This window comes from Nocardioides acrostichi, from assembly GCF_015319165.1.
Taxonomy (GTDB): domain Bacteria; phylum Actinomycetota; class Actinomycetes; order Propionibacteriales; family Nocardioidaceae; genus Nocardioides; species Nocardioides acrostichi.
Window position 1 is genome coordinate 138,131 of record NZ_JADIVZ010000001.1, and the last position, 22,887, is coordinate 161,017.

At 70.8% G+C, this 22,887-nt stretch carries 19 protein-coding genes; 10 read left to right on the forward strand and 9 right to left on the reverse strand.

What is annotated here, in order from left to right:
- Positions 1-34 precede the first annotated feature (34 nt).
- Together ISG29_RS21450 and ISG29_RS00685 are read left to right on the forward strand one after the other, a co-directional pair.
- Positions 35-301, forward strand: coding sequence for a type II toxin-antitoxin system VapB family antitoxin (locus ISG29_RS21450; RefSeq protein WP_194501451.1), 267 nt, complete (start codon positions 35-37; stop codon positions 299-301).
- The gene (locus tag ISG29_RS00685; RefSeq protein ID WP_194501452.1) at positions 298-687 is read left to right on the forward strand and encodes a type II toxin-antitoxin system VapC family toxin; all 390 of its coding nucleotides are present in this window, start codon (positions 298-300) and stop codon (positions 685-687) included. The genes ISG29_RS21450 and ISG29_RS00685 overlap by 4 nt, the downstream gene beginning before the upstream one ends.
- Before the next feature lie 3 nt (positions 688-690).
- On the opposite strand, the gene ISG29_RS00690 is transcribed toward ISG29_RS00685, so the two are convergent.
- Positions 691-1,104 carry a VOC family protein gene (locus ISG29_RS00690; RefSeq protein WP_194501453.1) on the reverse strand — a complete coding sequence of 138 codons (414 nt, stop codon included), beginning with the start codon at positions 1,102-1,104 and terminating at the stop codon, positions 691-693.
- A 43-nt stretch (positions 1,105-1,147) separates the two neighbouring features.
- Entirely contained in the window at positions 1,148-2,674 is a 1,527-nt protein-coding gene (locus tag ISG29_RS00695) for an alpha/beta hydrolase (RefSeq protein WP_328827383.1), read from the reverse strand.
- A gap of 176 nt (positions 2,675-2,850) precedes the next feature.
- Between ISG29_RS00695 and ISG29_RS00700 the strand changes: the two genes are divergently transcribed.
- The 5 genes from ISG29_RS00700 to ISG29_RS00720 all read left to right on the forward strand — a co-directional run bounded on the left by ISG29_RS00700 (position 2,851) and on the right by ISG29_RS00720 (position 8,950).
- Entirely contained in the window at positions 2,851-3,639 is a 789-nt protein-coding gene (locus ISG29_RS00700; RefSeq protein WP_194501454.1) for a hypothetical protein, read from the forward strand.
- On the forward strand, positions 3,636-4,202 hold the full coding sequence (locus ISG29_RS00705; RefSeq protein WP_194501455.1) for an RNA polymerase sigma factor: 567 nt from the start codon (positions 3,636-3,638) through the stop codon (positions 4,200-4,202). Before ISG29_RS00700 ends, ISG29_RS00705 begins: the two co-directional genes overlap by 4 nt.
- Positions 4,199-5,425, forward strand: coding sequence for an NADH:flavin oxidoreductase (locus ISG29_RS00710; protein WP_194501456.1), 1,227 nt, complete (start codon positions 4,199-4,201; stop codon positions 5,423-5,425). Before ISG29_RS00705 ends, ISG29_RS00710 begins: the two co-directional genes overlap by 4 nt.
- Before the next feature lie 151 nt (positions 5,426-5,576).
- Entirely contained in the window at positions 5,577-7,457 is a 1,881-nt protein-coding gene (locus ISG29_RS00715; protein WP_194501457.1) for a S53 family peptidase, read from the forward strand.
- A gap of 158 nt (positions 7,458-7,615) precedes the next feature.
- On the forward strand, positions 7,616-8,950 hold the full coding sequence (locus tag ISG29_RS00720) for a threonine/serine exporter family protein (protein WP_194501458.1): 1,335 nt from the start codon (positions 7,616-7,618) through the stop codon (positions 8,948-8,950).
- 22 nt (positions 8,951-8,972) lie between these two features.
- On the opposite strand, the gene ISG29_RS00725 is transcribed toward ISG29_RS00720, so the two are convergent.
- The 3 genes from ISG29_RS00725 to ISG29_RS00735 form a co-directional block, all read right to left on the reverse strand.
- Positions 8,973-9,494: a DUF402 domain-containing protein gene (locus tag ISG29_RS00725; protein ID WP_194501459.1), complete on the reverse strand. Its 522-nt coding sequence runs from the start codon at positions 9,492-9,494 to the stop codon at positions 8,973-8,975.
- 109 nt (positions 9,495-9,603) lie between these two features.
- A complete protein-coding gene (locus ISG29_RS00730) occupies positions 9,604-10,440 on the reverse strand; it encodes an SDR family NAD(P)-dependent oxidoreductase (RefSeq protein ID WP_194501460.1) in 837 nt (278 codons plus the stop codon).
- Positions 10,437-11,954, reverse strand: a complete 1,518-nt coding sequence (locus ISG29_RS00735) for a flavin-containing monooxygenase (protein WP_194501461.1) — start codon at positions 11,952-11,954, stop codon at positions 10,437-10,439. Before ISG29_RS00735 ends, ISG29_RS00730 begins: the two co-directional genes overlap by 4 nt.
- Positions 11,955-11,995: 41 nt before the next feature.
- On the opposite strand from ISG29_RS00735, the gene ISG29_RS00740 reads away from it, so the two are divergent.
- Positions 11,996-12,598 carry a TetR/AcrR family transcriptional regulator gene (locus ISG29_RS00740; RefSeq protein ID WP_194501462.1) on the forward strand — a complete coding sequence of 201 codons (603 nt, stop codon included), beginning with the start codon at positions 11,996-11,998 and terminating at the stop codon, positions 12,596-12,598.
- 150 nt (positions 12,599-12,748) lie between these two features.
- On the opposite strand, the gene rocD is transcribed toward ISG29_RS00740, so the two are convergent.
- The 4 genes from rocD to ISG29_RS00760 form a co-directional block, all read right to left on the reverse strand.
- Positions 12,749-13,990: an ornithine--oxo-acid transaminase gene (gene rocD / locus ISG29_RS00745; protein WP_194501463.1), complete on the reverse strand. Its 1,242-nt coding sequence runs from the start codon at positions 13,988-13,990 to the stop codon at positions 12,749-12,751.
- 104 nt (positions 13,991-14,094) lie between these two features.
- Positions 14,095-15,603 (reverse strand): sensor histidine kinase, encoded by a 1,509-nt coding sequence (locus ISG29_RS00750; RefSeq protein WP_194501464.1) that lies wholly within the window; start codon positions 15,601-15,603, stop codon positions 14,095-14,097.
- A gap of 3 nt (positions 15,604-15,606) precedes the next feature.
- Positions 15,607-16,326 (reverse strand): response regulator transcription factor, encoded by a 720-nt coding sequence (locus tag ISG29_RS00755; protein WP_194501465.1) that lies wholly within the window; start codon positions 16,324-16,326, stop codon positions 15,607-15,609.
- Positions 16,327-16,456: 130 nt separating this feature from the next.
- Positions 16,457-18,016, reverse strand: coding sequence for an FAD-dependent oxidoreductase (locus ISG29_RS00760; RefSeq protein WP_194501466.1), 1,560 nt, complete (start codon positions 18,014-18,016; stop codon positions 16,457-16,459).
- A 167-nt stretch (positions 18,017-18,183) separates the two neighbouring features.
- Here ISG29_RS00760 and ISG29_RS00765 point away from each other — a divergent pair, with 167 nt between their 5' ends.
- The gene (locus tag ISG29_RS00765) at positions 18,184-19,857 is read left to right on the forward strand and encodes a Calx-beta domain-containing protein (RefSeq protein ID WP_194501467.1); all 1,674 of its coding nucleotides are present in this window, start codon (positions 18,184-18,186) and stop codon (positions 19,855-19,857) included.
- Entirely contained in the window at positions 19,854-22,868 is a 3,015-nt protein-coding gene (locus ISG29_RS00770) for a hypothetical protein (RefSeq protein WP_207792621.1), read from the forward strand. Before ISG29_RS00765 ends, ISG29_RS00770 begins: the two co-directional genes overlap by 4 nt.
- The last annotated feature ends 19 nt before the right edge of the window (positions 22,869-22,887 follow it).

A 22,887-nucleotide genomic window follows, 5' to 3' on the forward strand; every position in this document is an offset into this window, starting at 1 on the left:
CCGTCTACCTCAATGCGAAGGTGTAGTTCTACACGTGGGCCTCAACATCAAGAACGAACGGGTGCATGCGTTGGCGCGCGAGGCCGCGCGTCTCACCGGTCGGACGCAGACGGGTGCCATCGAGGAGGCTCTCGAACTGCTGCTGCGTGAGTTCGGGGCGGACCCGGCAGGTGCGGCGGTGAGGAAGCGCGTCGAAGCAGTCCATGGCATCGCCCTGGAGTACGCCGCCGATCCCGGAAACGCGAAGCCCGAGGTCCGGGCCATCGACGATCTCTACGACGGCCAGGTGCTGCCGCTGTGATCGTCGACAGCTCAGCGGTCATGGCCGTGTTGGAGACGGAACCCGGGTGGCAGCAGGTAGCAGACATCGCTGCCCGGCACCCATGCCATATGTCGACCGCCACCTGGGTGGAATTGGGCATCGTCGCGGACGCCCGATCGGCCCGGCACGGTGCCCGCTTGGATCGCCTTCTGGCGACGCTCGACGTGGGACTCGTCGAAGTGTCGGCGTCACACGCCCGCATCGCACGCGACGCCGACCGGCGTTATGGGCGAGGTTCCGGATCGCCCGCCAGACTCAACTTCGGCGACTGCTACTCCTATGCCTTGGCTACCAGTCTGGGCGAGCCGCTGCTGTTCGTCGGAAACGACTTCACGCACACCGACGTGCTCGTGGCTGCACCGTGATGATCACGGCACGACAGTGCGTGTGATCGGACCGTCACCCGCACACGCGATCTCCCAGCGGTAGCCGTCGGGGTCGAGCACGTAGCCGGAGTACCCGCCCCACACACGCCGGGTGCCGGCCTCGCCGAGCGTGCCGCCGGCGGCGACCATCGTGGTGATGACGTCGTCGACCTCGGCGTCGGTGGCGAGGTTGTGGGCCAGGGTGACGGGCGCGATGCCGCCGGCCATCGGTGCGCCCACCTCGGCGGTGAATCCCTCGCGCGTCCAGAGACTGAGCAGCAGGTGTTTTCCGGTACGGACCATCAGCACGTCGTCGGCCTCGAGGAACGGCTCCCACCCCAGACCGTCGATGTAGAAGGCGCGGCTGGCGGCGAGGTCGGCCACGGCGAGGGTGATGAGGCTGAGGCGTTGGTCCATGGATTCGTTCTACCCGGCGGCGCCGACAGCGGCGGGTGCGTGGTCAGCAGCCCACGTGGTCGATGTCGAGGTCGACCCGCGGGCGCCCGTCGTCGGCCAGCGAGTACGCCGAGCAGTAGCGCTTCGAGAGCAGGTCGTCGCGCTTCAGCGTGATCGGCTTCCACACGCCGTCGCCCTGCGGCTCCAGGTAGGTGAACGACGAGGCCAGCAGAGCCCGGGTGTTGTGGCGGTGCTTGAGGTAGCGGTCGAGCCACAGCTGGATGTAGGTGCTGTCGAGATCCTGGCCGTAGCGGCTGGCCGGTAGCACGAGCGGGATGTCGGTGTAGTCCAGATGCGTCGAGGCGTGCGGCACGACGAGCATCGAGTCGATGCCGGCGCGGTGCCAGCCGTCGAAGCCCGTGGCACGCTCGCGCATCGGGTCCGGCCCCGCGGGGCTGGGCTGGGGCTGGAGCGAGCTGCCGCCGCTCAACCACCACGGGGTGACGGTGAAGCCGTACTCCGACTGCAGGGCCAGCGCCGGGATCGTGGGTGTGTTCTGCACGCCCGGTGTGCTGCCGGTGAGATCGCCGGTCGCGAGCTTGTCCATGGCCACGACGGTCATGGCCCGCTGGTCGATCTGCTGCACCTTCGACACGGCCTGGGCGCCGAGGGAGTGGCCGATGATCGCGATGCGCGTCGTGCGTCCAGGGGTGTCGGTGCGCCTGTCCTTCGAGCGGTCGAAGAGTCGCCAGAACGGGTTGAAGTCGTTCACGTCGGCACCCGCGGCGCCCGCGTTCGGGTAGTGCCGGCGTGGGGTGGAGGTGAAGAAGCCGAGCGCGTTGCGGGTGCCGACCACGAAGTTCGACAGCTGCTGGAACGGGACGCCGGGGCACCCGGTCATCTCGCCGGGCGCCGGGTCACTCGTGGGGTCGCAGAACGGGAAGACCTGCCCGCTCTCGTGCGGCAGCGTCTCACTGGTGCCCTGGCCCTGCACGTCGTAGGTGAGGACCACGTAGCCGCGTTCGGCGAGATCCTGCGCCAGCCACTCGTACATGCCCTGCGAGCCCTGCACCGAGCCGGTCGTGATGACGACCCCCGGGTAGGGGCCGTGGAGACGCCGGCCGGTGTAGGGGTCGCGCGCGTGCTTCAGCGGTGCCCACACCTTGCCACGCAGCAGTGCGCCGTACTTGTTGGTGAAGGTCACCTTGCGCACGCGTCCGCGAGTGCCGGCCCAACCGGCGCGCAGCGGGTTGCCGACGTTCCACCCCGGCACCAAGAACCCGGGACTCACTGCCGGCCGGGTCGGGGTGGCCATCTGATCGAGCAGCTGGTCGACGCTTCGCTGGCCGTTCGCCTGCACCAGTGCCGGGAGGTAGGCGGGGTTGCGCAGTTGCCCGTTCTCGCCGGTGATGCGGCCGTAGGCATCGGCCATGCTCTGGGCGTCGGCGACCTGGTACTCAGGCGTGGTCGGGTCGGTCGGCTCGGCCTGGGCTCCAGGCGTCAGCAGGGCGGTGAGCAGGGCTCCGGCCGTGGCCGTGGCGAGCGCAAGGCGCCGGCCGGCGGCCCGTGCCGAGTGGCGATGTCGGTGCACGTGTGTCCTCCCTCTGCGTCGTGGGATCAACGCGGTGATGTCGCCGGGGTTATGCCGCCGTAACGCATCGACACATCCAGGGTGGAGGCGGGCACACGCTCGCGTCGCCGACCCAGGAGAGGATCTCGACCGTGACACGAACCGACAACGCATGGCCCGCGGAGCACGCTCGGCTCGTGGCACAGACAGCGCCCCAGGTCATCGAGGCCGACAGTTCCGAACTCGACCGGGTGTGGATGCGTATCGAGCAGTCCATGATGGACCACGCGCCGCGTCCGCGTCGGCGACGCTCGTTGCGGCTCGCGGCCACGGCCGGTATTGCGACGGCTCTCATCGGCGCCGGTGGATGGGCCGCGGCAGGGGTGTACTCGGCCCACACGGGCAGGGGGCCCGTCGACGCGGAGGATCTGCGGCTGGGAGGCCCCGGCGAGCGGTTGGATCCCTCGGCTGCCGACTACGCCGACGTGGTGGCCGACGTGGTGGCCGACGTCCCGTTCCCCGACGCTGAGTCGCGGGAGCGCTGGGTCGAGGTCGAGGTCCGCCTCGACCAGCGGGGCGCTGTGCCAGGGGAGGCGTCCACGGGAACCGGCGCGCTGCGCTTCTGGGCTGCACGGGCTTCGGTGTGCGCGTGGTCGGACCAGTGGGCCGGAGCACTGGCCGCGGGCGATGTCGACACGCTCGATCGGTCGGCGCACATGCTCATGGACGCACCGCACTGGCCGGCCGTGACCGATGTCGACCCCGAACAGGACATCGCGTGGGAGCACCGGGACGTGACGGACCCACGCTCGGGTGAGGTGTCGGTGCGCCGGGTGGCGTTCGACAGCACGCCTGCCGGCTACTTTCCCCTCGTCGCCGAGGCAGTCGAGGCCGAGAACGTGGATCGTCTCGGTGCGGTTCTCGCTCGCTGGGGGGTCTGCGGGATGACCTACCAGATGCGATCGCTCCCGCAGGCTGCACGGTGACGACTCCTGGTGGGCGGCTCGACGTACCCGAGTTCGAGGCGCTCTACCGCGCCACGGCGCCACACTTGTTCGGCTATCTGCGCCGACGTGGCGTGGCCGAGGCCGAAGACGTGGTGGCCGAGGTGTTCGCCGTCGCCTGGCGTCGTCGCGCCGAACTTCCGGACGCCGATCTGCGACGTGCCTGGCTCTTCGGCGCCGCAAGACGGGTCGTGCTCCAGCAATCTCGGCGAGAGCAGCGTGCTGGGAGGGCGGCCGAGGCGGCGGCGATGCTCGCGTCCTCCACGACTGGTGCGTCCGCGACGAGATCTTCGCCCGTTCGGGAGAACGCGGTGGCGCGAGCCCTGGCCCGACTCGACCCCGCCGCACGCGAGATCGTGCGGTTGGCGGAGTGGGAAGGTCTCTCGCCGGCCGAGATCGCGGTGGTCATCGGCGTGCGACCCGGCACGGCCAGAGTGCGCCTGCATCGGGCCCGACGTGCGCTGGCTGCCGACCCCGAACTGCGAGGCGTGCTCCAGGACGGCGACCACACGACTCGGCTGGAGGCGTCTACCCTGCCGAGGTGACCGTCGACACACCGGCACCCGACCCGCTCGCCCCCGCCGAGCTGGGCCCGGTGCGGCTGCGCAACCGGGTGATCAAGGCGGCCACCTACGAGGGACTGAGTCATCGCGGGCGGGTCACACGGGATCTGCTCGACTTCCACCTGGCTTACGCGCGCGGCGGCGTCGGCATGACGACGGTGGCGTACTGCGCGGTGAGCGCCGACGGGCGCACCGACAAGCACCAGATCCATTGGACCGACGAGGCGCTGCCCGGCCTGCGCACGCTCACCGAGGCGGTGCACGCGGAGGGGGCGGCGGTGTCGGCGCAGATCGGGCACGCCGGACCCGTCGCCGACCCGCGCTCGGCCGGACGCCACGCGCTCGCGCCGAGCAGTCGCCTCACCGCCACGATGACGCGCACCCACGCGATCGACCGCGCCGGCATCGAGCGCGTCGTCCGGGCTCACGCGCAGGCGGCACGACGTGCGATCGAGTGCGGCTTCGACGCCGTCGAGGTGCACCTGGGGCACAACTACCTGCTCAGCTCGTTCCTCAGCCCGCGGCTGAACCGCCGCGACGACGAGTACGGCGGATCGCTGGAGAACCGAGCGCGCTTCCCACGTCAGGTGCTCCGCGCGGTGCGCGAGGCCGTGGGCGACCGGATCGCGGTGCTGGTGAAGCTCAACATGGACGACGGGGTGCCCGGAGGCTTCTGGCTCGACGAGGCGATCGGTGTAGCGCAGTGGCTCGAGGCCGACGGCACCTGCGACGCGCTGGAGATGACGGCCGGTTCGTCGCTGGAGAACCCGATGTACCTCTTCAAGGGCGACGCGCCGCTGGAGGAGTTCGCCGCGGTGATGCCGCAACCGATAAGACTCGGCGTGAAGCTGGTCGGCAGGAGGTTCATCCGCGCCTACCCCTACCGCGACGCCTACCTGCTCCAGCACGCGCGCCAGGTACGGGCCGCCGTCGACCTGCCGATGGTGCTGCTCGGCGGCATCGTCGACCGGGCCTCGATGGACCTCGCGATGAGCACGGGCTTCGACTACGTCGCCATGGGGCGAGCGCTGCTGCGCAAGCCCGACCTGGTGAACCGGATCGCCGCCGACGCGAGCACGCCGAGCCTGTGCATCCACTGCAACAAGTGCATGCCCACCAACTTCACCGGCACCCGGTGCGTGCTCGTTGACCGGGGCACCACGCGGCGAGACACCTGGGGAACCCCAGCGGGCTACGTGGGCTGACTCTGAGTCCACGCTGAGTCGACGCTGAGAGCACGGGCCGGGACTTCTCAGCGCTTTCTCGGGCGCCGGCCCGTGACCCCGCTGGCGGGCGCGACGTTGCACTGGTCAACCACCCGAGACGCCTCGGCGTCCCCCACCTCTTGGAGCTCTCGTGTACCCCACCTCTCCCCGCCGTTGGAAAGCCGCCGCCACCGCGGCCCTCGCTGCCGGTGCCCTGCTGGTCACCCCCGCGGCCGGTGCCGCAGTCGCGCACACGGCCTCCCGCCGCGCCGACACCCAGAAACTCACCCGGGACTTCACCTACAACCTGCTGCCGGGCCTGTCCCAGGCCACGGACCTCGGTGCGGCGCCTGCGGCGACCCCGATGCACCTCGTGGTGAGCCTCGACCGCCCGCACCTGGCCGCCGAGCGCCGCCTCATCACCGCGATGAACACGCCGGGCAACGCCCACTACGGGCACTTCCTGACGCCGGCGCGGTTCGCGCGCCGGTTCGGGGTGCCGGCCGCTCAGCAGGCGCGAGTCACCCAGTACTTCACCGACGCCGGCCTGAGCGTCGACCACGTCTCCCGAGCGGGCGACGTGCTGAGTCTCAGCGGCACGTCGTCCGCGGTGTCCTCTGCCTTCCACACCCCCATCGACCGGTTCCGCACCGATGGCACCACGTTCCTCGCCAACACCGCCGCCCCCTCGTACGCGAAAGGCCTCGGCATCAGCAACGTCGTCGGCCTGAACACCCTCCAGGCCTACCGCACCACCACCGGGCCGCACACCCACTCGGGCACGGCGGCCACCACCAGCCAGGACTCCTGCCTGCCCACGGGCGACTGCATCGGCTCCACCACTCCGCAGGATCTCTGGAAGGCCTACCAGCAGCCGGCCCGCTGGAAGGGCCAGAAGCAGGGTGTCGCGGTCTTCGGCGAGGGCCAGAGCAAGGACGTCATCGCCGACCTGCGCGACTTCGAGACGGCCAACAAGCTGCCGCGGGTGCCGGTGCGGGTGAAGCACCCGAAGGGTGACAGCGGATTCTCCGACGACTCCGGTCGCGTCGAGTGGAACATCGACACCCAGGCCTCGACCGGGATGGCGCCGAAGGTCGGCAAGCTCACCCTCTACTTCGGCAAGGATCTCAGCGACGCCGACGTCGATGCGGTGTTCAGTCAGTTCGCGGACGACGCGAAGGGGCCGTTGCAGGCCTCCGCGAGCTACGGCGAGTGTGAGTCGATCCCGTACGTGAGCGACGCCGTGGCGCCGGTGCTCAACGACCCCACGGTCTACAACCTCCCGGCGGGCATCGGCATCGGCAACGCCAGTGACGCGACCCTCACACCGATCACCCAGCAGATCGCGCTCGAGGGCAAGACCGTGTTCGTCTCGACCGGTGACACCGGCTCCTCGTGCCCGGTGGCCTATGCCGCGGTGATCGGAGCCGGAAACGGTGTGCTGAACCAGGGGGTGCCGATCACCAACTCCCCGGCGTCGCTGCCCTACGTGACCGCCGTGGGCGGCACCGTGCTCTACACCGACGGCCAGGGCCGGCGCACCCACGAGTACGGCTGGGCGTTCGGCGGCGGCGGCTCGACGCTGTTCATCGACCGTCCGGACTACCAGAAGGGCGTCGCGAACAACGCGATCCCGTGTGTCACGACCGGCAACCCGTGCCGCGGCATCGCCGATGTGGCGGCCCAGTCCGGTGACGCTCTCTCGAACGGCTACCTCATCAAGTCCGCCGGTCAGGACAGCTACGGCGGAGGAACGTCGCTCTCGGCTCCGCTGATGCAGGGCATGTGGGCGCGCATCCAGTCGGCCTCCAAGAAGTCCCGCGGCAACGGATTCGCCAACTACGGCCTCTACCGGGCCGGCACGAGCAACGCCGCCGCGAAGGACTACTTCGACGTCACCTCGACCGACACCAGCACCGGGGTGCCGGCCACCAACGGCCTCTACCCGACGACGCCCGGCTGGGACTACGTCACGGGGTGGGGCACTCCCAAGGTCAAGGGGCTCATCTGCACACTCGATCGACGTTGCTGACGGGGTGCTTGCCGGGGTGTTGAGCACCCACTGACTCCCTCCCGGGGCCTCGATCTCATGGGGGATCCAGGCCCCGGGAGGGCTGCCCCGCCGGCGGTGGCACGGATCACGTGTCCGTCGGTTGGGGTGCTCCTGGGCGGCGCTGTCACCATCGCGACATGACCGACGAGCGCGAGGTGAACCTGACGCTGGACCTGTGCCTGCGCATGGGTGAGCTGCTGCTCTCGACCGGGGTCGGTGCGGCCGACGTGACGGCCACGATGCTCTCGGTCAGCCGATCGCTGGGCCTACGCAACGTCGACGTCGACATCATCTTCACCTCGCTCACGATGAGCTACCAAGACACCGCCGAGCGGCAGGCGATCACCGCCCGCCGCCAGGTCCAGCAGCGCGCGATCGACTACGAGCAGCTCACCCGGGCCGACCATCTCATCCGCGCCATCCTCAACGGCGAGACCGACTTGCGCGGGGCCCGCACCGAACTGGGTCGGATCACCTCCAGCGGACGCCGCCGCCCGCGCACGGCCATCACCTTCGGGTGGGGGGTCATGGCGGCCGGTGTCGGGCTCCAGCTCGGGGGCAACGGCTGGGTGCTGCTCACGGCGTTCGTGTCGGCCATGCTCATCGACCGGCTCCAGTTGCGCATGTCGCGGCGCCGGATGCCCGGCTTCTACCAGCAGGTGCTCGGCGGCGGCGTGGCGTCGCTGCTGGCCATCGGCGTCGGGGCGACCCCGCTGCACGTCAACGTCTCGGCGGTCATCACCGCCAACATCGTGCTGCTGCTGGCGGGCATCGGGTTCATGAGCGCGCTCCAAGATGCCCTCACCAGCTTCTACATCACCGCGGGGGCCCGCCTGACCGAGGCGCTGCTGGCGACGGCCGGCATCATCGCCGGCGTCTCCGGCGGGCTCGGCGTGGCGCAGGTCGCGGGCCTGCGGATACCGTCGATCAACCCGGGCCGGTACAGCCTCCAGACGTTCGGCATGCTCGTGCTGGGTGCTGCAGTCGCGGCGGCGGCCTTCGCCTACGCCTCACGGGCGCCGCACCGGATCCTCGCGCCGATCGCTCTGGTCGCCGGCGTCGCGATCGCCGTCAGCCGGATGCTCGACCAACTCGGGGTCGGGCGCGCCTGGTCGGTGGCCTGGGCCGCCCTGCTGGTGGGCGTGGTGGCCTACGCGATCGCGGGGCGCTTCTCCGTGCCTCCGTTGGTGGTCGTCGTGCCGGCCCTGGTGCCGATGCTCCCCGGTATCTCCATCTACACCGGCTTGAGCCTGCTGGCCATGGACGACAGCCAGGTGCCGGCCGGTCTGCTCGCCCTCGGCACCGCGGTGTCGGTCGCGATCGCTCTCGCTGCCGGCGTCCTGCTCGGCCAGTACCTCTCCCAGCCGCTCAAGCGCGAGGCGCGCCGGCTCGAGGCCCGATTGTCGGGTCCGCGGCTGGTGGGTCCGGTGCGACAGGTGACGCGGCGTCGGGAGTCGCGCCGCGTCGGCTGACCCGCTCCGCCCGGACTCGGGGTCACTGGGGCACGAGGTCGAGCCAGCGACGGTGGCTGCCGTCGAACGGCGTTCGGCGCGCCTGCATCGCCGCATGGACGGCGGCGCACTCAGCACGCGCCTGGGTCACGACGTCGTCGGGGTAGCCGAGGGCGAGACGGTGCTCCTCGAACTCATCCTCGTCGTCGACGAAGAGCCGCCCCGTGCGCTCGCGGACCACGTCGAGGTCGAGGTCGGTGCTGCGCAGTACCCAGGTGTCGTCGTGCTCGCCCACCCACGCGAGGGCCGGGGGAGTGGCGATGTCGACATAGGTGTCGCACCACCAGTGGTCGGGTGCGTGCCAGGTGGGCAGGTACCAGCCTTTCCGCGGTGCCAGGGTCACCGTCGGCACGTCGCTGACGAACTCCATGCCCGGGCGCGAGTGGCGGGTGCCCGCCGGCACCCCGAGCCAGTGACCGTGCTCGTCCTCGCCCAGCCAGATCGCCGCGAACTCCCAGTGCGCACGGTTGCCCCACTTGGTCATCACGATCCGGCCGGGGGTCATGGCGCCGACCCTAGCGACGTGCGCGAGGTGCACGTTTGGTACCAAACCACAGTAAAATCCCCGGTCTTTACCGTCGTTTGGTACCAAACGACGGCCTCTAACGCCCCAATCACACTGCCTTGGCGGGGAGCACCTTCTTGCTGATCCGGGCGACGACGTCTTGGTACCGAGAGCCGGAGAACTTGGCGAAGGTGTGCAGGGCGTGGGCGTCGAGGCCGACGAGCACGCGGGCCTGGTTCCTCTCGATGCCGCGCACGATGATCTGGGCCGCCTTCTCGGGCGTGGTCTTGGCGAGCTTCTTGTCGAAGAACTCGGCCGTGGCCTTCTGGTCCTCCTTGGAGGAGACGCGGGAGTTGCGGGCGATGGCGGTCTTGATGCCGCCGGGGTGCACGCTGGTGACGCCGACGGGGTGCCCGGCGATGAGCATCTCCTCGCGCACGGCCTCGGTCATGCCGCGTACGGCGTACTTGGCGGCGTTGTACATCGACTGGCCGGGCATCGAGAGCAGACCGAACAGCGAGGAGATGTTGACCAGGTGGCCGTCGCCGGAGGCGATGAGGTGCGGCAGGAACGCCTTGGTGCCGGTGATCACCCCCCCGAGGTTGATGCCGAGGATCCAGTCGATGTCGGGCCAGTCGAGGTCGACCAGGTCACCGGCCAGCGCCACGCCGGCGTTGTTGACGACGACGTTCACGCGGCCGAAGTGGGCGGCCACCTCGTCGGCGTAGGCGAGGAAGGCGTCCCGATCGGCGACGTCGAGCCGCTGGCCGACGACCTCGGGGGAGCCGGCTGCCTCGGCCAGGCGCACGGTCTCGGCGAGGCCGGCCTCGTCGACGTCCGAGAGCGCGAGGCGCGAGCCCTTGGCGGCGAGGTCGAGGGCGAGGGCGCGACCGATGCCGGATCCGGCTCCGGTGATGACGACGACCTTGTCGTGGAGCGACTTCATGCGGAAACGACCTCCTGGGTCGGGGTGGTGGTGTGCTCGGGGCTCAAGACGTACTGCTCGGCGTCGAAACGGGCGAGCAGCCGCCGGAAGGTGAAGGTGGTGCGCGGCCACAGCGTCGTGTTGCGGCCGTGCTCGTCGAGGTACCAGCTGGCGCAGCCGCCGCTGTTCCATACCGTGCGGCGCATGCGGCGGTGCAGGTCGTCGTTCCAGTCGGACGTCGCCTGCTCGGTCGGCTCGACGGCGCCGAGGCCCTGGGCCCGCATGGTGCGGATCGCGTCGCGCAGGTACGCGACCTGGCTCTCGATGATGAACACCATGCTCGAGTGCCCCAACCCGGTGTTGGGTCCGACGATGGTGAACAGGTTGGGGAACTCCGGGACCGTGGTGCCCTTGTAGGCGGCCATGCCACTCTCGGTCCAGCGCTCGGCGAGTGTCTCGCCGGTCCGGCCCGTGACGAGGTGGGCGATCGGCAGATCGGTGGTCGCGAACCCGGTGGCGACGACGAGCACGTCGACCTCGCGCCGGGTGCCGTCGCGGGTGAGGATCGCGTTGCCGTCGATCCGGGCTATGCCGTCGGTGACGAGCTCGACGTTGTCGCTGGCGACGGCGGGGTAGTAGGTGTTCGAGATGAGGATGCGCTTGCAGCCGATCTGGAAGTCCGGGGTGAGCGCGGCGCGCAGGTCCGGGTCGGCCACGGCGTCGGCGAGGTTCTTCAGCGCCATCTTCTGGGCCGGCATCGCCAACGCAGGGTTCCAGGTGAAGCCGGGCACGTAGGTCTCGCGACCCCAGTAGATGGCGGTGCGGTAGAGCTTCTGGAGACCTGGCACGTGCCGCAGCGCCGCCCTCTCGAGTCGGGAGTAGGTGCGGTCGTGGCGCGGCATCACGTACGGCGCGGTGCGCTGGTAGAGGTCGAGGTGGGCCACCTGCTCCTGGAGCTTCGGCACGATCTGGATCGCCGAGGCGCCGGTGCCGATGACCGCGACGCGCTTGCCGGCGAGGTCGGCGTCGGCGTCCCACTGGGCGCTGTGGAACAACTCGCCGGTGAAGCCGTCGATGCCCTCGATCTCGGGCAGCTTGGGCTCCGAGAGAGCTCCGGTGCCGGTGATCAGGGTGCGCGAGACGTAGGTCTGCTCGCCCTCCGGGCCTCGCGCGGTGACGTGCCAGCGCTGCGTGGCGCCGTCCCACGTGGCGGCCGTGACCTCGGTGTCGAACCGGAACCGCTCGAGCACGCCGGACTCGCGGGCCACTCGTTCGATGTAGGCCTGGATCTCGGGCTGCGGCGAGAACGACATCGACCAGTCGGGGTTGGGTGCGAACGAGAAGGAGTACAGCTGGCTGGGCACGTCGCAGGCGGCGCCGGGGTAGGTGTTGTCGCGCCACGTGCCGCCGACGTCGTGACCCTTCTCCAGGACGACGACGTCGCGCTCGCCGTCCTCGTCGAGCTTGATGGCGGCGGCGATCCCGGCGAACCCGGCACCCACGATCACGTGGTCGACAGCGAGAGAGCGAGGCATGTCGGTGAGAATACTGGCGCTATTGAAAAAACGTCAATAGAATGGCGGGTGTGACGACGCGCACGAGACTGAGCCCCGACCAACGCCGCACCCAACTGCTCGACCTGGGCGTGCGGTTGCTCTCGACCCGCTCGGTCGATGAGCTCTCGATCGACCTGCTGGCCGAGGAGGCCGGCATCTCACGGGGTCTGCTCTACCACTACTTCGGCAACAAGGCCGCCTTTCACGAGGCGGTCGTGCGGCACGCGGCCGACGACCTCATCGCGCAGACGGCGCCGCCGACCTCCGGTGACGCCTTCGAGCGCCTGCACGCCTCGATGGCCGCCTACCTCGCCTACGTCGAGCAGAACCTCGCCGGCTACCTCTCCCTGGTCCGCGGATCGGCGGGCGGCAGCGAGGCCATGCGCGAGATCTACGACGAGGCTCGCGCGGCTCTGACCGACCGGGTCTTCGACGACGAGCACGATGGCTTCCGGGTGCCAGACACCCCGCTGGCCCGCTTGGTGGTGCGTGGCTGGGCAGCCATGGCCGAAGACGCCGTGCTGTCGTGGGTGCTCGACCCGACGGGCGTGTCGCGCGAGCAGTTGCTCGACATGCTCACCGCCGCCCTGCCCTCGCTCGTCGCGACCGTGCCGGAGCAGTAGAAGCCCGCGAGCAAAGCGAACGCCGCCGACCGCGGGGGAGTCTCAGAACCCCGGGTCGACGGCGCACGCAGTACTCAGAGTACGCCCCGGGGAGTGCTTGTCACCATAATGAGGGACACCGCGACGCCTGGTCTCAGAGTGCTCTCAGATTCAGTCCTGATCGGACGCGCCGTGCACGACCTCGGCCAGCTGGTCGAGACCCCAGGCGAGATCGTCGGCCTCGATGACCAGGGGTGGTGCCAGGCGGATCGTCGAGCCGTGGGTGTCCTTGGCGAGCACGCCGCGCGCCATGAGCGCCTCACAGATCTCGCGCCCGGTGCCGATGGCGGGGTCGATGTCGACGCCGGCCCACAGGCCGCGGGTACGCACGGCGACGACGCCGTTGCCGACCAGCGCCTCGAGCCTCTCGCGCATCATCACACCGAGCTCGGCGGCCCGCTCTTGGTGCTGGTTGGTCGCCAGCATGCGTACGACCTCGAGCCCGACAGCGCAGGCGAGCGGGTTGCCCCCGAACGTGGAGCCGTGCTGACCCGGACGCAGCACCCCGAGGATCTCCCGGTCGGCCACGACGGCCGAGACCGGCACGATGCCGCCGCCGAGCGCTTTGCCGAGCACGTAGAGGTCGGGCACGACGCCCTCGTGGTCGCACGCGAACGTCTTGCCGGTGCGGCCGAGGCCGGCCTGGATCTCGTCGGCCGCCCAGAGCACGTTGCGCTCGGTGCACAGCCGGCGCAGGCCCTCCAGGAAGCCGTCGGGGGGCAGCACGACGCCGCCCTCTCCTTGGATCGGCTCCATGAGCACGCCCACCGTGTTCTCGTCGATGGCCGCCGAGACGGCGTCGAGGTCGCCGAACGGGACCAGCCGGAAGCCGGGCGCGAACGGGCCGAAACCGTTGTGGGCGTCGGGGTCGTCCGAGAAGCCGACGATGGTGGTCGTGCGACCGTGGAAGTTACCGCCCGCGACGACGATGTTCGCCTCGTTCGGGGTGACTCCCTTGATCTCGTAGCCCCACTTGCGCATGACCTTGATGGCGGTCTCGACGGCCTCGGCGCCGGTGTTCATCGGCAGCACGAGATCCTTGCCGCACAGGTCGCCCAGTTCGGAGCAGAAGTCGGCGAACTGGTCGTGCACGAAGGCGCGGCTGGTCAACGTGAGCTTGTCGAGCTGCTCGTGCGCGGTGCGCAGCAGACCCGGGTGGCCGTGGCCGAAGTTGAGCGCGGAGTACCCGGCGAGCAGGTCGAGGTAGCGGGTGCCGTCGACATCGGTCATCCAGGCGCCCTCGGCGTGCTCGATGACCACCGGCAGCGGCTTGTAGTTGCGCGCCGTGCGCGACTCCGCGCGCTGGAACAGCTCGCTCGAGCGCTGCTGGGTACCGGACACGACGGCGGTCATGCTCGCCTCCTGGGCTGGTCGTCAGGGCCATCGGAGGAGCCGACGGCTAGGGCCCAGCCCAACAGATCAACGCAGAAAACCCAAGATGGTCGAGTCGGGCAGATTCACTCGTCGGTCTCCGCGGCGGCGACGCGCACCTCGAAACGGGTGTCGCCGGGGGTGGAGCTCAGGGTGACCAGGCCCCCGTGCGCAGCCACGATGGCCTGCACCAGCGACAACCCCAGCCCCGCTCCGCTCGGCCGGGTGTCGTCGCCGCGGGTGCGCGCGACGTCGCCGCGCGAGAAGCGCTCGAAGGCGTGCGGCACCAGGTCGGGCGGGAACCCCGGCCCGTCGTCGCGCACCACGAAGCCGTCGCGCAGCGCCGTGACGGTCACGGTCGAGCCCTCGGGTGTGTACTTGCGGGCGTTGGTGAGCAGGTTGGTCACCACCTGGTGCAGTCGATGCTCGTCGCCGATCACCTCGACGCCGTCCTCGACGGCCGCCTCGGGCAGCTCCAGCCGCCAGCGGTGGCCCGGGGCCAGCACCCGGGCATCGGACACGGCCTCCACGAGCAGCCGCACCAGGTCGACCGGACGTTGCTCGAGAGGACGGCCGGAGTCCAGGCGCGCGAGCAGCAGCAGATCCTCGACGAGCGCCGTCATCCGCGCGGACTCCTCCTCGACCTTGCCCAGTGCCGTTTGCTGCGCCGAGGCGTCGTCGGGACGCCGTCGCGCCAGCTCGGCATAGCCCGCGATGGTCGCTAGCGGGGTGCGCAGCTCGTGGGAGGCGTCGGCGACGAACTGGCGCACCTGCTGCTCGCTGCGGTGCCGCGCCGAGAGGGAGTCCTCGACGTGCGCGAGGAGCGTGTTGAGAGCGGCTCCCACCTGCCCGACCTCGGTGTGCTCGTCGGTGAGCCTCGCGGGAACCCGCTGCTCGAGGCTGATCTCGCCCTCGGCCAGGGGCAGCGCGGCGACCGCGTGCGCGGTGGCCGAGACCTCGCGCAGCGGGCGCATCTGCCGGCGCACGAGCACCAGGCCCGCGAGGCCGGCCAGTCCGGTGCCCGCCAGCACGAGCAGCCCCTCCCACACGACCAGCCGCGTCACCACGCCGTCGACGCCGTCGGTGGGCAGGCCGGTGACGACCTTGCCGTACACCGTCGTGGTGGCCTGGACGCGGTAGTGGCCCACGCCGGGCACCTCGAGGGTCGTGGGCGACCCCGTCGGCACGGTCTCGAGCTCGTCGAGTGCCTTGGCCGAGAGGGAGCGCACCGAGTTGTCGCGGTCGTAGTCGACGACATTGCCCACCGGGTCGCCGTCGTAGCCGGAGACGTCGGCGTAGTAGGCGCTCAGCGTGCCGTTGCCGCCCGGCAGGCGGCGGCCGTCGTCGTCCTGGTCGCCCCGGCTGGGCGGTGGGGTGAAGGATCCCGACACGTAGAGCTGGGCCGGCGCCCTCTCGGACTGTCGGGCGGCGTCGGCGAGGTCGTCGTCGAGGCGTTGCATCAGGTAGGAGCGGACGGCGAGGGTGGCGACCGCGCCGACGACCAGCGAGGTGGTGAGCACGAGGGCGGCCGCCGTCAGCACCAGCCTCCAGGTGAGCGAAGGGCGGTGCCAGCGAGCGCGGGGGAGCCGGGGCACGCGTCAGCCCGCCGGCTTGAGCACGTACCCGGCGCCCCGCATCGTGTGGATCATCGGCTCACGGCCGGCATCGACCTTCTTGCGCAGGTAGGAGATGTACAGCTCGACCACGTTGGCCTGGCCGCCGAAGTCGTAGTTCCACACCCGGTCGAGGATCTGCGCCTTGCTGAGCACCCGGCGTGGGTTGCGCATGAGGAAGCGCAGCAGCTCGAACTCCGTGGCGGTGAGAGTGATCTCGTCGTCCCCGCGGAAGACCTCGTGACTGTCCTCGTCGAGGGTGAGGTCGCCGACGCTGAGCACGTTGGACTCGGTGATCTGCTGGGCCCCGGCACGTCGCATCAGCCCGCGCAGGCGTGCCACCAGCTCCTCGAGAGAGAACGGCTTGGTGACGTAGTCGTCGCCGCCGGCCGTGAGGCCGGCGATGCGGTCCTCCACGGCGTCGCGAGCGGTGAGGAAGACGACCGGCAGGTGCGGGTCGGACCCCCGCATGCGCCGCAGCACCTCGAGCCCGTCGAGATCGGGGAGCATGACGTCGAGCACCACGGCGTCGGGGTCGGTGTCCTTCGCGGCCTGCACCGCCCGATTGCCCGTGTGTGCGGTCGTGACGTCGAACCCCTCGTAGCGCAGGGCCATCGAGATGAGCTCGGCGATGTTCACCTCGTCGTCGACCACCAGTACGCGCAGGGGGGATCCATCGGGGCGGGTGAGCTCGGAGGTGGCCATGGCAGCACCATGATGACTGATCCTGTGCGCTTGCTGTGAACTCCGTATGCCCCGTCTCAGGGTTGGGTGCGGGTGGCCGGCGCCGCGCTCGGCACCGCGCAGCGACCCGAGCCGGCGAGAGATCCTGGGGTCAGTCGACCAGGTCTCGCACGGCGAGACTCGCGAAGACCATCGCGGTGCCCAGGGGCGCGCCGGGGCCGGGGTAGTACGGGCCGGTCATCGGCGCGGCAGCGTTCCCGCACGCGTAGAGGCGTGGCACCGCGCTGCCGTCGGGGCGCAGTGCGCGGCCGCTCGTGTCGGTCACGACGCCGCCCTTGGTGCCGAGATCGGAGAGCACGAACCGGGCGGCATAGAACGGCGCCTGCTCGACGCCCGTGAGCGCCTTGTTCGGGCCCTCGCCGGCGGTGAAGAAGGTGTCGTACTCGTCCGAGCCACGGCCGAAGTCCTCATCGACACCGGTGGCGCAGAAGCCGTTGAACCGTGCCACGCTGGTCACCAGTGCGGACGCCGGCACGCCGGTCTGCTCGGCCAGCTCCTCGAGCGTGTCGGCGCGCACCCACGTCCCTGCCTCCAGGTGCGCGGCGGGGTCACCCTCGGGCATCGCGATACCGGGCAGGCGGCCGCCCTCGCGGGAGTCGAAGACGAACCACGACGGGATGCGCGCAGGATCGGCCGCCATCAACCGGCCGAACTGGTCGTAGGGCAGCGACTCGTTGCCGTAGCGCCGTCCCGAGCCGTCGACCATGAGGCCGCTGCGGAAGCCGAGGGTGAACGAGCCGCCGCCATCGGGCTGCTCGAGCCCGGGACAGAACCAGCCGAGCCCGGTCCAGTCGACGGCAGCGCCCGCGTCGAGCGCGGCGGAGATGGGTTCGCCGCGGTTCGTGCCGCGGGGCGCCATGCTCCACTCGACCCGGCCCGGGGTGTCGTGGGAGTCGCGTCGGGCCTCGCTGCCCTCGAACCCGCCCGAGCCGAGCAGCACGCCGCGCCGCGCGCGCACCTCGACCGCGCCGTGCTCGGTCAGCGCCCACACGCCCACCACCTTGTCGCCCGAGACGTCGGTCTCGGTGAGCAGGTCGCGCACGGTGTGCCCCGTGCAGATCTGGCCGCCGGCACCGAGGAAGGCCGCGGCCAACCGAGCGATGAGCGCTTGGCCGCCGGTGAGGGTGTTGCGCCCCTCCTCACCGACGCGATCGCGCTCCACGGGGGGCCGGACGACGGCAGCGACGTCGCGCGGCAGCGCCGCGCGCTTGATGCTCGTCGGCTGGATCGATCGCCCCATCGGGCAGCGTCCCGGGGCGTCGTAGTACTCGGGGAACGGCAACCACTCGAAGTCGATGCCGGCGGCCTCGAGCTCGGCCACCACCACGGGCGCGTGCGCCAAGAACGCCTCGACCTTCGCCCCGTCGGGCGTCCACCCGTCGTCGGGTTGCAACACGGCCTCGAGGTAGGTGCGGGCTCCCTCGGTGGAGTCGGCGATGCCGGCCCGCTGCTGCACCGCGCTGCCCGGCAGCCAGCAGGCGCCGCCGGAGTAGGCCGAGGTGCCGCCGACGCGGTCGGTGCGTTCGAGCACCACGACGCTGAGGCCGGCACGCTGGGCGAGCAGAGCGCCGGTCATGGCACCGCCTCCCGACCCGACGACGATCAGGTCGACCTCCACGGGAGCCGGGTGGGTGAACGCGGACGCGGGCATGGGCCCTCCAGGGTGTGCCGGGGCGAGTGAGGGAGCAGGCCGAGGCTAGGGCATCGGCGACCGCGTCGTCTGTTGCTGTCTCGTTGGTGGGGGTTGGGAGGGTGAGGCCGCGGTCGGCCTGACACGGACCGACCGCGCCAAGCCGTCGGGACGCGAAGGGGAGGCGCATGGGCCTGCGTGCACGGGTGGGGATGGTGCTGGCAGTGCTGCTGGTCGTGCCGGCGGTGATCGCGACGTCGGCCGGGGCCGTGGCCACCTACGAGGCACCCGGGTGCGGGTCGACGCTCGCCGACCCGGCGATCGGCGATCTCTGTCCGGCCACGGGCTACCTCGACTACGACGTCTTCGTCTCGGGCGACATCGGATCCGGGGCCCTGGTCTCGATCGACACCTCGATCCCGGCGTGCCAGGAGCAGGACACCCTGACCGGCGTCTTCACGCCGTCGGTCTGCTATTACGGCATCTCCTACGACGTCGACTACGACACCTGCGCCTACCTCGACTCCTACGACTCCGGCACCGACCGGACCCCGACGTGGCTGGGGCGCGCCTCGTGGAGCTGCGACTACCCCGCGGCCACCGGCCAGGGCGACCCCGGCAGCCTGCTGTGGACGGCGCTGGGCAACGCCGGCTACCAGCTCGGCATGCACGACTGCCACGGGAGGTTCGACGGGCAGTACGTCTACGGCGGCGCCGCCGGGACCGATCAGGTCTGGGCCGAGCGTGGACCAAGGCTCGAGGAGTGCCTCTACCAACGCGCGGACACCGCGCCCAACGGCGTCGAGAACCGCCCTGACGGACTCTTCGGACCCACCTGGATCCAGGGCGCCGCGAGCCTTCTGGTGCAGGAGGAGGACGGTTCGGACGGCGCTCGCACGGCCCGCTTCTGGCTGCCGGTCGATGGCGAGGAGCGCGACCGCGCCCCCGTCGCCGGATTCGACCAGTCCCGGGCCGAGGACGGCGTCACCGTGACCTACGACGACACCAGCCGGGCGCAGTGGGGCCATCGGCTCACCTACGACTGGACCTTCCAGGTCGTCGACGCAGGCGGTTCGGAGTACCGGGACTACGCCACCAGCCACGAGGCCGAGCCGGTCGTCTCCTACGACGAGGGTGACTACGCCCTGGCGTCTCTCACCGTCACCGATCAGACCAACGGATCCAGGCATGCGATCGAGCACTCGATGAGGCTCTACCGCGGCAGCGGAGGCGGTGGCGGCGGAGATCTGCCGATCGTGACCGTCGAGGCCACCGACCCGACCGCACGCGAGCCTTCCGACACCGGCACCTGGACCCTCTCGCGCACCACCACGATCGGCGGCGAGCTGGCGGTGAACGTCTCCTCGAGCGGCACGGGCCGCCCGGGCACCGACTACGCGACGCTGCCGACCACGGTCACGTTCCCCGCGCAGGAGAAGACGGTCGACGTGCTGCTCATCCCGATCGACGACCACGAGGCGGAGAGGGCGCAGCGCGTCACCCTCACGGTGGAGCAGGGCAACGGCTATGCGGTCGGCCAGCCCGAGGCCGACGACGTCCGCCTCCTCAGCGACGACCGCGTGCCGGGCCCGCCCGGCATCGACCGCGTGGTCACGAAGAAGAAGGGGCATCGGGCGGTGCTCACGCTGGCGCCGGGCCGCGCGGGCAGTGCGCCCACCACGCGGTACCAGGCCACGTGCACCTCGCCGTCCGGACCGCACCGCACGTCGTCCTCGAAGCGGCCCACGGTGGTCGTCGCGACGTTGAAGAAGGGGGCCCGGTACCGCTGCACCGCGTGGGCCCGCAACCTGGTCGGCCGGAGCGCCGAGTCCAAGCAGAGCCGGAGGTTCACCGCCCGATGAGACGCCTTCTCGCTGCACTGTGTTGCGCACCGCTCCTCGCGGCCGGCTGGTCGGCCACGCCGAGTTCGGCGGCCTCCGACACCGTGAGGTCTGCACCGGCAGCCAGTCCCGGTCTGGCAGCCAAGCGCTCCACGGGCCCGGCGTGCGCGGGGCTCCCGGCCACCATCGTGGGCACGAACAAGTCCGAGACGATCCGTGGCACGGAGGCCGACGATGTGATCGTCGCCCTCGGCGGCAACGACAAGGTGCTCGCCGGCGCCGGTAACGACGTCGTGTGCACCGGTCGCGGAAACGACGTCGTGAAGGGTGGCGCGGGTCGAGACTTCGTCTGGGGCGGCCCCGGCAAGGACAAGCTCGTCGGCCAGGCCGGTAAGGACAGGCTCTACGGGCAGGGCGGCCCGGACCGTCTCGTCGGGGGCGGAGACGCCGACTACCTCGACGGCGGCCCGGCGCGCGACGTTCTCGTGGGTGGGCCGAGTCGCGATGGCTGTCGGGGCGAGAAACGGCGCGGCTGCGAGACGAAGAGGACGCCGAACCCGCACGCCGTCGACCTCGACGCGGCCTCGTGGCGCGGTGCGACCCTCGAGGTGTCCGGACTCAGCGACCCCGCGGGCGGGGTCCAGATCGACGGCGGTCTGGTGCCGGTCACCGCCGCGCCCGACCCGCTGGGCCGGTTCAGCGCGCGGGTCGACGTCGCGCCCGGCACCTCCACGGTGCGGGTGGTCTCGGCCGCCAGCGGACGGCGCGCCTCGCTGACCGTGCGTCGGCCCGATGTCGCGAACGACGGCGTCCTGACCGGCCGGGTCGTCGACGCGGTGACGAAGGAGGCGATCGCCGGCGCGGAGGTCGAGGTGGGGGGCCTGACCACGACCGCCGCCGACGACGGCACCTTCACCATCGCCGCGCCTGCCGACGGGCTCGTGCTCGTGCACGCGCGCGCCGAGGGCTACCTCGCGGGTCTCGCGCACGCGGGGATGAGGGAGGGCGCCGGAGCGGTCGACGGCGACCTCCCGCTCGTCGGCGTGGCCGACGAGCAGAGCATCGGTCCCGAGGGGGGCACGCTCACCGGAGACGGCTGGAGCCTGGAGGTGCCCGCGGGCGCGGTAGCCGAGCCGACCGGCATCTCGGTGACACCCCTGCCGTTCACCGGCACGAAGGACGTCGCGTACGGCATCCCGCTCTTCGACGTCTCGCCCACGGGGCTGACATTCGCGAAGCCCGTCACGCTCTCCTTCGAGGCGCCGATCCCGGGCGTGGACGACGGTCTCGTCGACGTCTTGGGGCTCGACCCCGACACGCTGGCCGAGCGGCATCACGACGCCACGCTGCGCGACGGTGTCATCAGCGTCTCGCTCACCTCGTTCCAGGGTGAGGAGACCCGCATCCGGCCCACCGACCAGGCCGACCCGAGCTGGCTCGGCGAGACGGCCTCGGAGCTGTGGGGCGGACTCGACGCCTTCTGCACCCCGTTCTCGTCGCAGACCGCCGCCGGACTGGCGCTGGCCTACGTCAACGACACCATCATCCCGTTCATCCGGGTCTACATCGGCTCGTGGAACGCCGCGCTGTGGATGAAGTACATCGGCGGTGGCAGCACCGGCATCGTGCGCGATCTGCCGCTGGAGCCGACGTACAGCTTCGTCGACGACTCCCGGTTCGGCACCACGGTGCAGCAGGCCGTGCAGCGACTCCTGACCAACCGCGTCGCCGAGGAGTGGATCGGTGACGGCGGCCCGCGAGCGCTGCCCAGCGGTGAGTCGGGCAGCCTGGAGTACACGATCAAGGAACTCGACCCGGGCGAGACCTACGTCGAGAACGGGCGCGAGCCGCTCGACCTGGCGCCCGGCTTCATGGTGCTCGACTACGAGGGCACGCTGACGCCGCCCGGCAACGCGGCCGGAGGTACCGGCAGCTACGTCGTGGGCGACGTCGAGTACCCCGACGAGCGCGAGGTCACCGGCACCCTGCGACTCGAGAGCGACATCGACTCCCGGGGGGTGGTGCGCGCCGCCGACCTGGTCACCGAGGGGCTCTCCTACCGCGTGCGCGACGCCATCGACTTCTGCCCCGGCAACCCTGGAACCGGACAGGAGATCGCCTTCACGGTGCCGTTCAGCCGATTGGAGGTGACCCCCTACGGCGACACCGACCAGACCTTCGCGGCGGCCGTGCCGTTCGAGGTGGACGTCGATCTCAAGGACGCCGACTTCGACGGCCTCAAGGCGCGGGTGCTGCCGGCGCACAACAACGACGAGGACAAGGACGGTTGGCCGAACTTCCAGCCCTACGTCGGCGCCGACTACGAGCTCGACAACTGCGTGCTCGAGCCGAACCCGCGGCAGCAGGACTCCGACGACGACGGTCTCGGCGACGCGTGCGACCCCTACACGTGCGACGACATCACCGGCCGGAAGGCCATTTGCAAGCTGCCCGTGCTGACCAGTGAGTGGACGCGGATCAACGCCAGCGGCGCCTTCGGCGCGAAGGGCTCGAAGGTCACCGCCAAGCTGGCGCCGTCCGTGCCCGCCTGCGACAAGTGGCCGGGCCGGGACAACTGGTCGCCGACGCCGTGCTACTACGAGACCGACGTGTTCGCCTCGGGGCAGTGCGTCTACCTCGACCCGGAGACCAAGGAGTTCAAGGAGATCGCCTGTTCGGCGCTCTACACCGAGCCGCCGGGCTGGTCGACGCCGCCGATCACCGAGCAGGCCGACACCTACCACTACAACCAGTCCGGACCGGTCAACTCCTGTGGCGCGGCCGGCAACTTCTGGACCTACATCTACGGCGGTGACGCCCGCTATGAGAAGTGGGCCCAGGTGGGTCCGACCTCCCTGGAGTGCCGGCTGCGCTGGGAGGCCGAGAGGCCCGATGCGCTGCCCGGCAAGACGTTCATGCAGATCTACGGCACCCTGCGCGGGCCGGAGAACCCCGACGATGGGTACAGCAAGGGCTTCGTCGCCCGGGTGAGCACCTGGATCCCCGTACGCGGCACCGAGCTCTCGGACTGATCGACCGGCCCACCCAACC

Excerpts from the sequence above, each read along its gene's own strand:
- ISG29_RS00690 (WP_194501453.1), bottom strand. The coding sequence starts at position 1,104 with ATGGACCAACGCCTCAGCCTCATCACCCTCGCCGTGGCCGACCTCGCC.
- ISG29_RS00720 (WP_194501458.1), top strand. The coding sequence starts at position 7,616 with ATGACCGACGAGCGCGAGGTGAACCTGACGCTGGACCTGTGCCTGCGC.
- ISG29_RS00725 (WP_194501459.1), bottom strand. The coding sequence starts at position 9,494 with ATGACCCCCGGCCGGATCGTGATGACCAAGTGGGGCAACCGTGCGCAC.
- ISG29_RS00730 (WP_194501460.1), bottom strand. The coding sequence starts at position 10,440 with ATGAAGTCGCTCCACGACAAGGTCGTCGTCATCACCGGAGCCGGATCC.
- ISG29_RS00735 (WP_194501461.1), bottom strand. The coding sequence starts at position 11,954 with ATGCCTCGCTCTCTCGCTGTCGACCACGTGATCGTGGGTGCCGGGTTC.
- ISG29_RS00740 (WP_194501462.1), top strand. The coding sequence starts at position 11,996 with ATGGCGGGTGTGACGACGCGCACGAGACTGAGCCCCGACCAACGCCGC.
- rocD (WP_194501463.1), bottom strand. The coding sequence starts at position 13,990 with ATGACCGCCGTCGTGTCCGGTACCCAGCAGCGCTCGAGCGAGCTGTTC.
- ISG29_RS00755 (WP_194501465.1), bottom strand. The coding sequence starts at position 16,326 with ATGGCCACCTCCGAGCTCACCCGCCCCGATGGATCCCCCCTGCGCGTA.
- ISG29_RS00760 (WP_194501466.1), bottom strand. The coding sequence starts at position 18,016 with ATGCCCGCGTCCGCGTTCACCCACCCGGCTCCCGTGGAGGTCGACCTG.
- ISG29_RS00765 (WP_194501467.1), top strand. The coding sequence starts at position 18,184 with ATGGGCCTGCGTGCACGGGTGGGGATGGTGCTGGCAGTGCTGCTGGTC.
- ISG29_RS00770 (WP_207792621.1), top strand. The coding sequence starts at position 19,854 with ATGAGACGCCTTCTCGCTGCACTGTGTTGCGCACCGCTCCTCGCGGCC.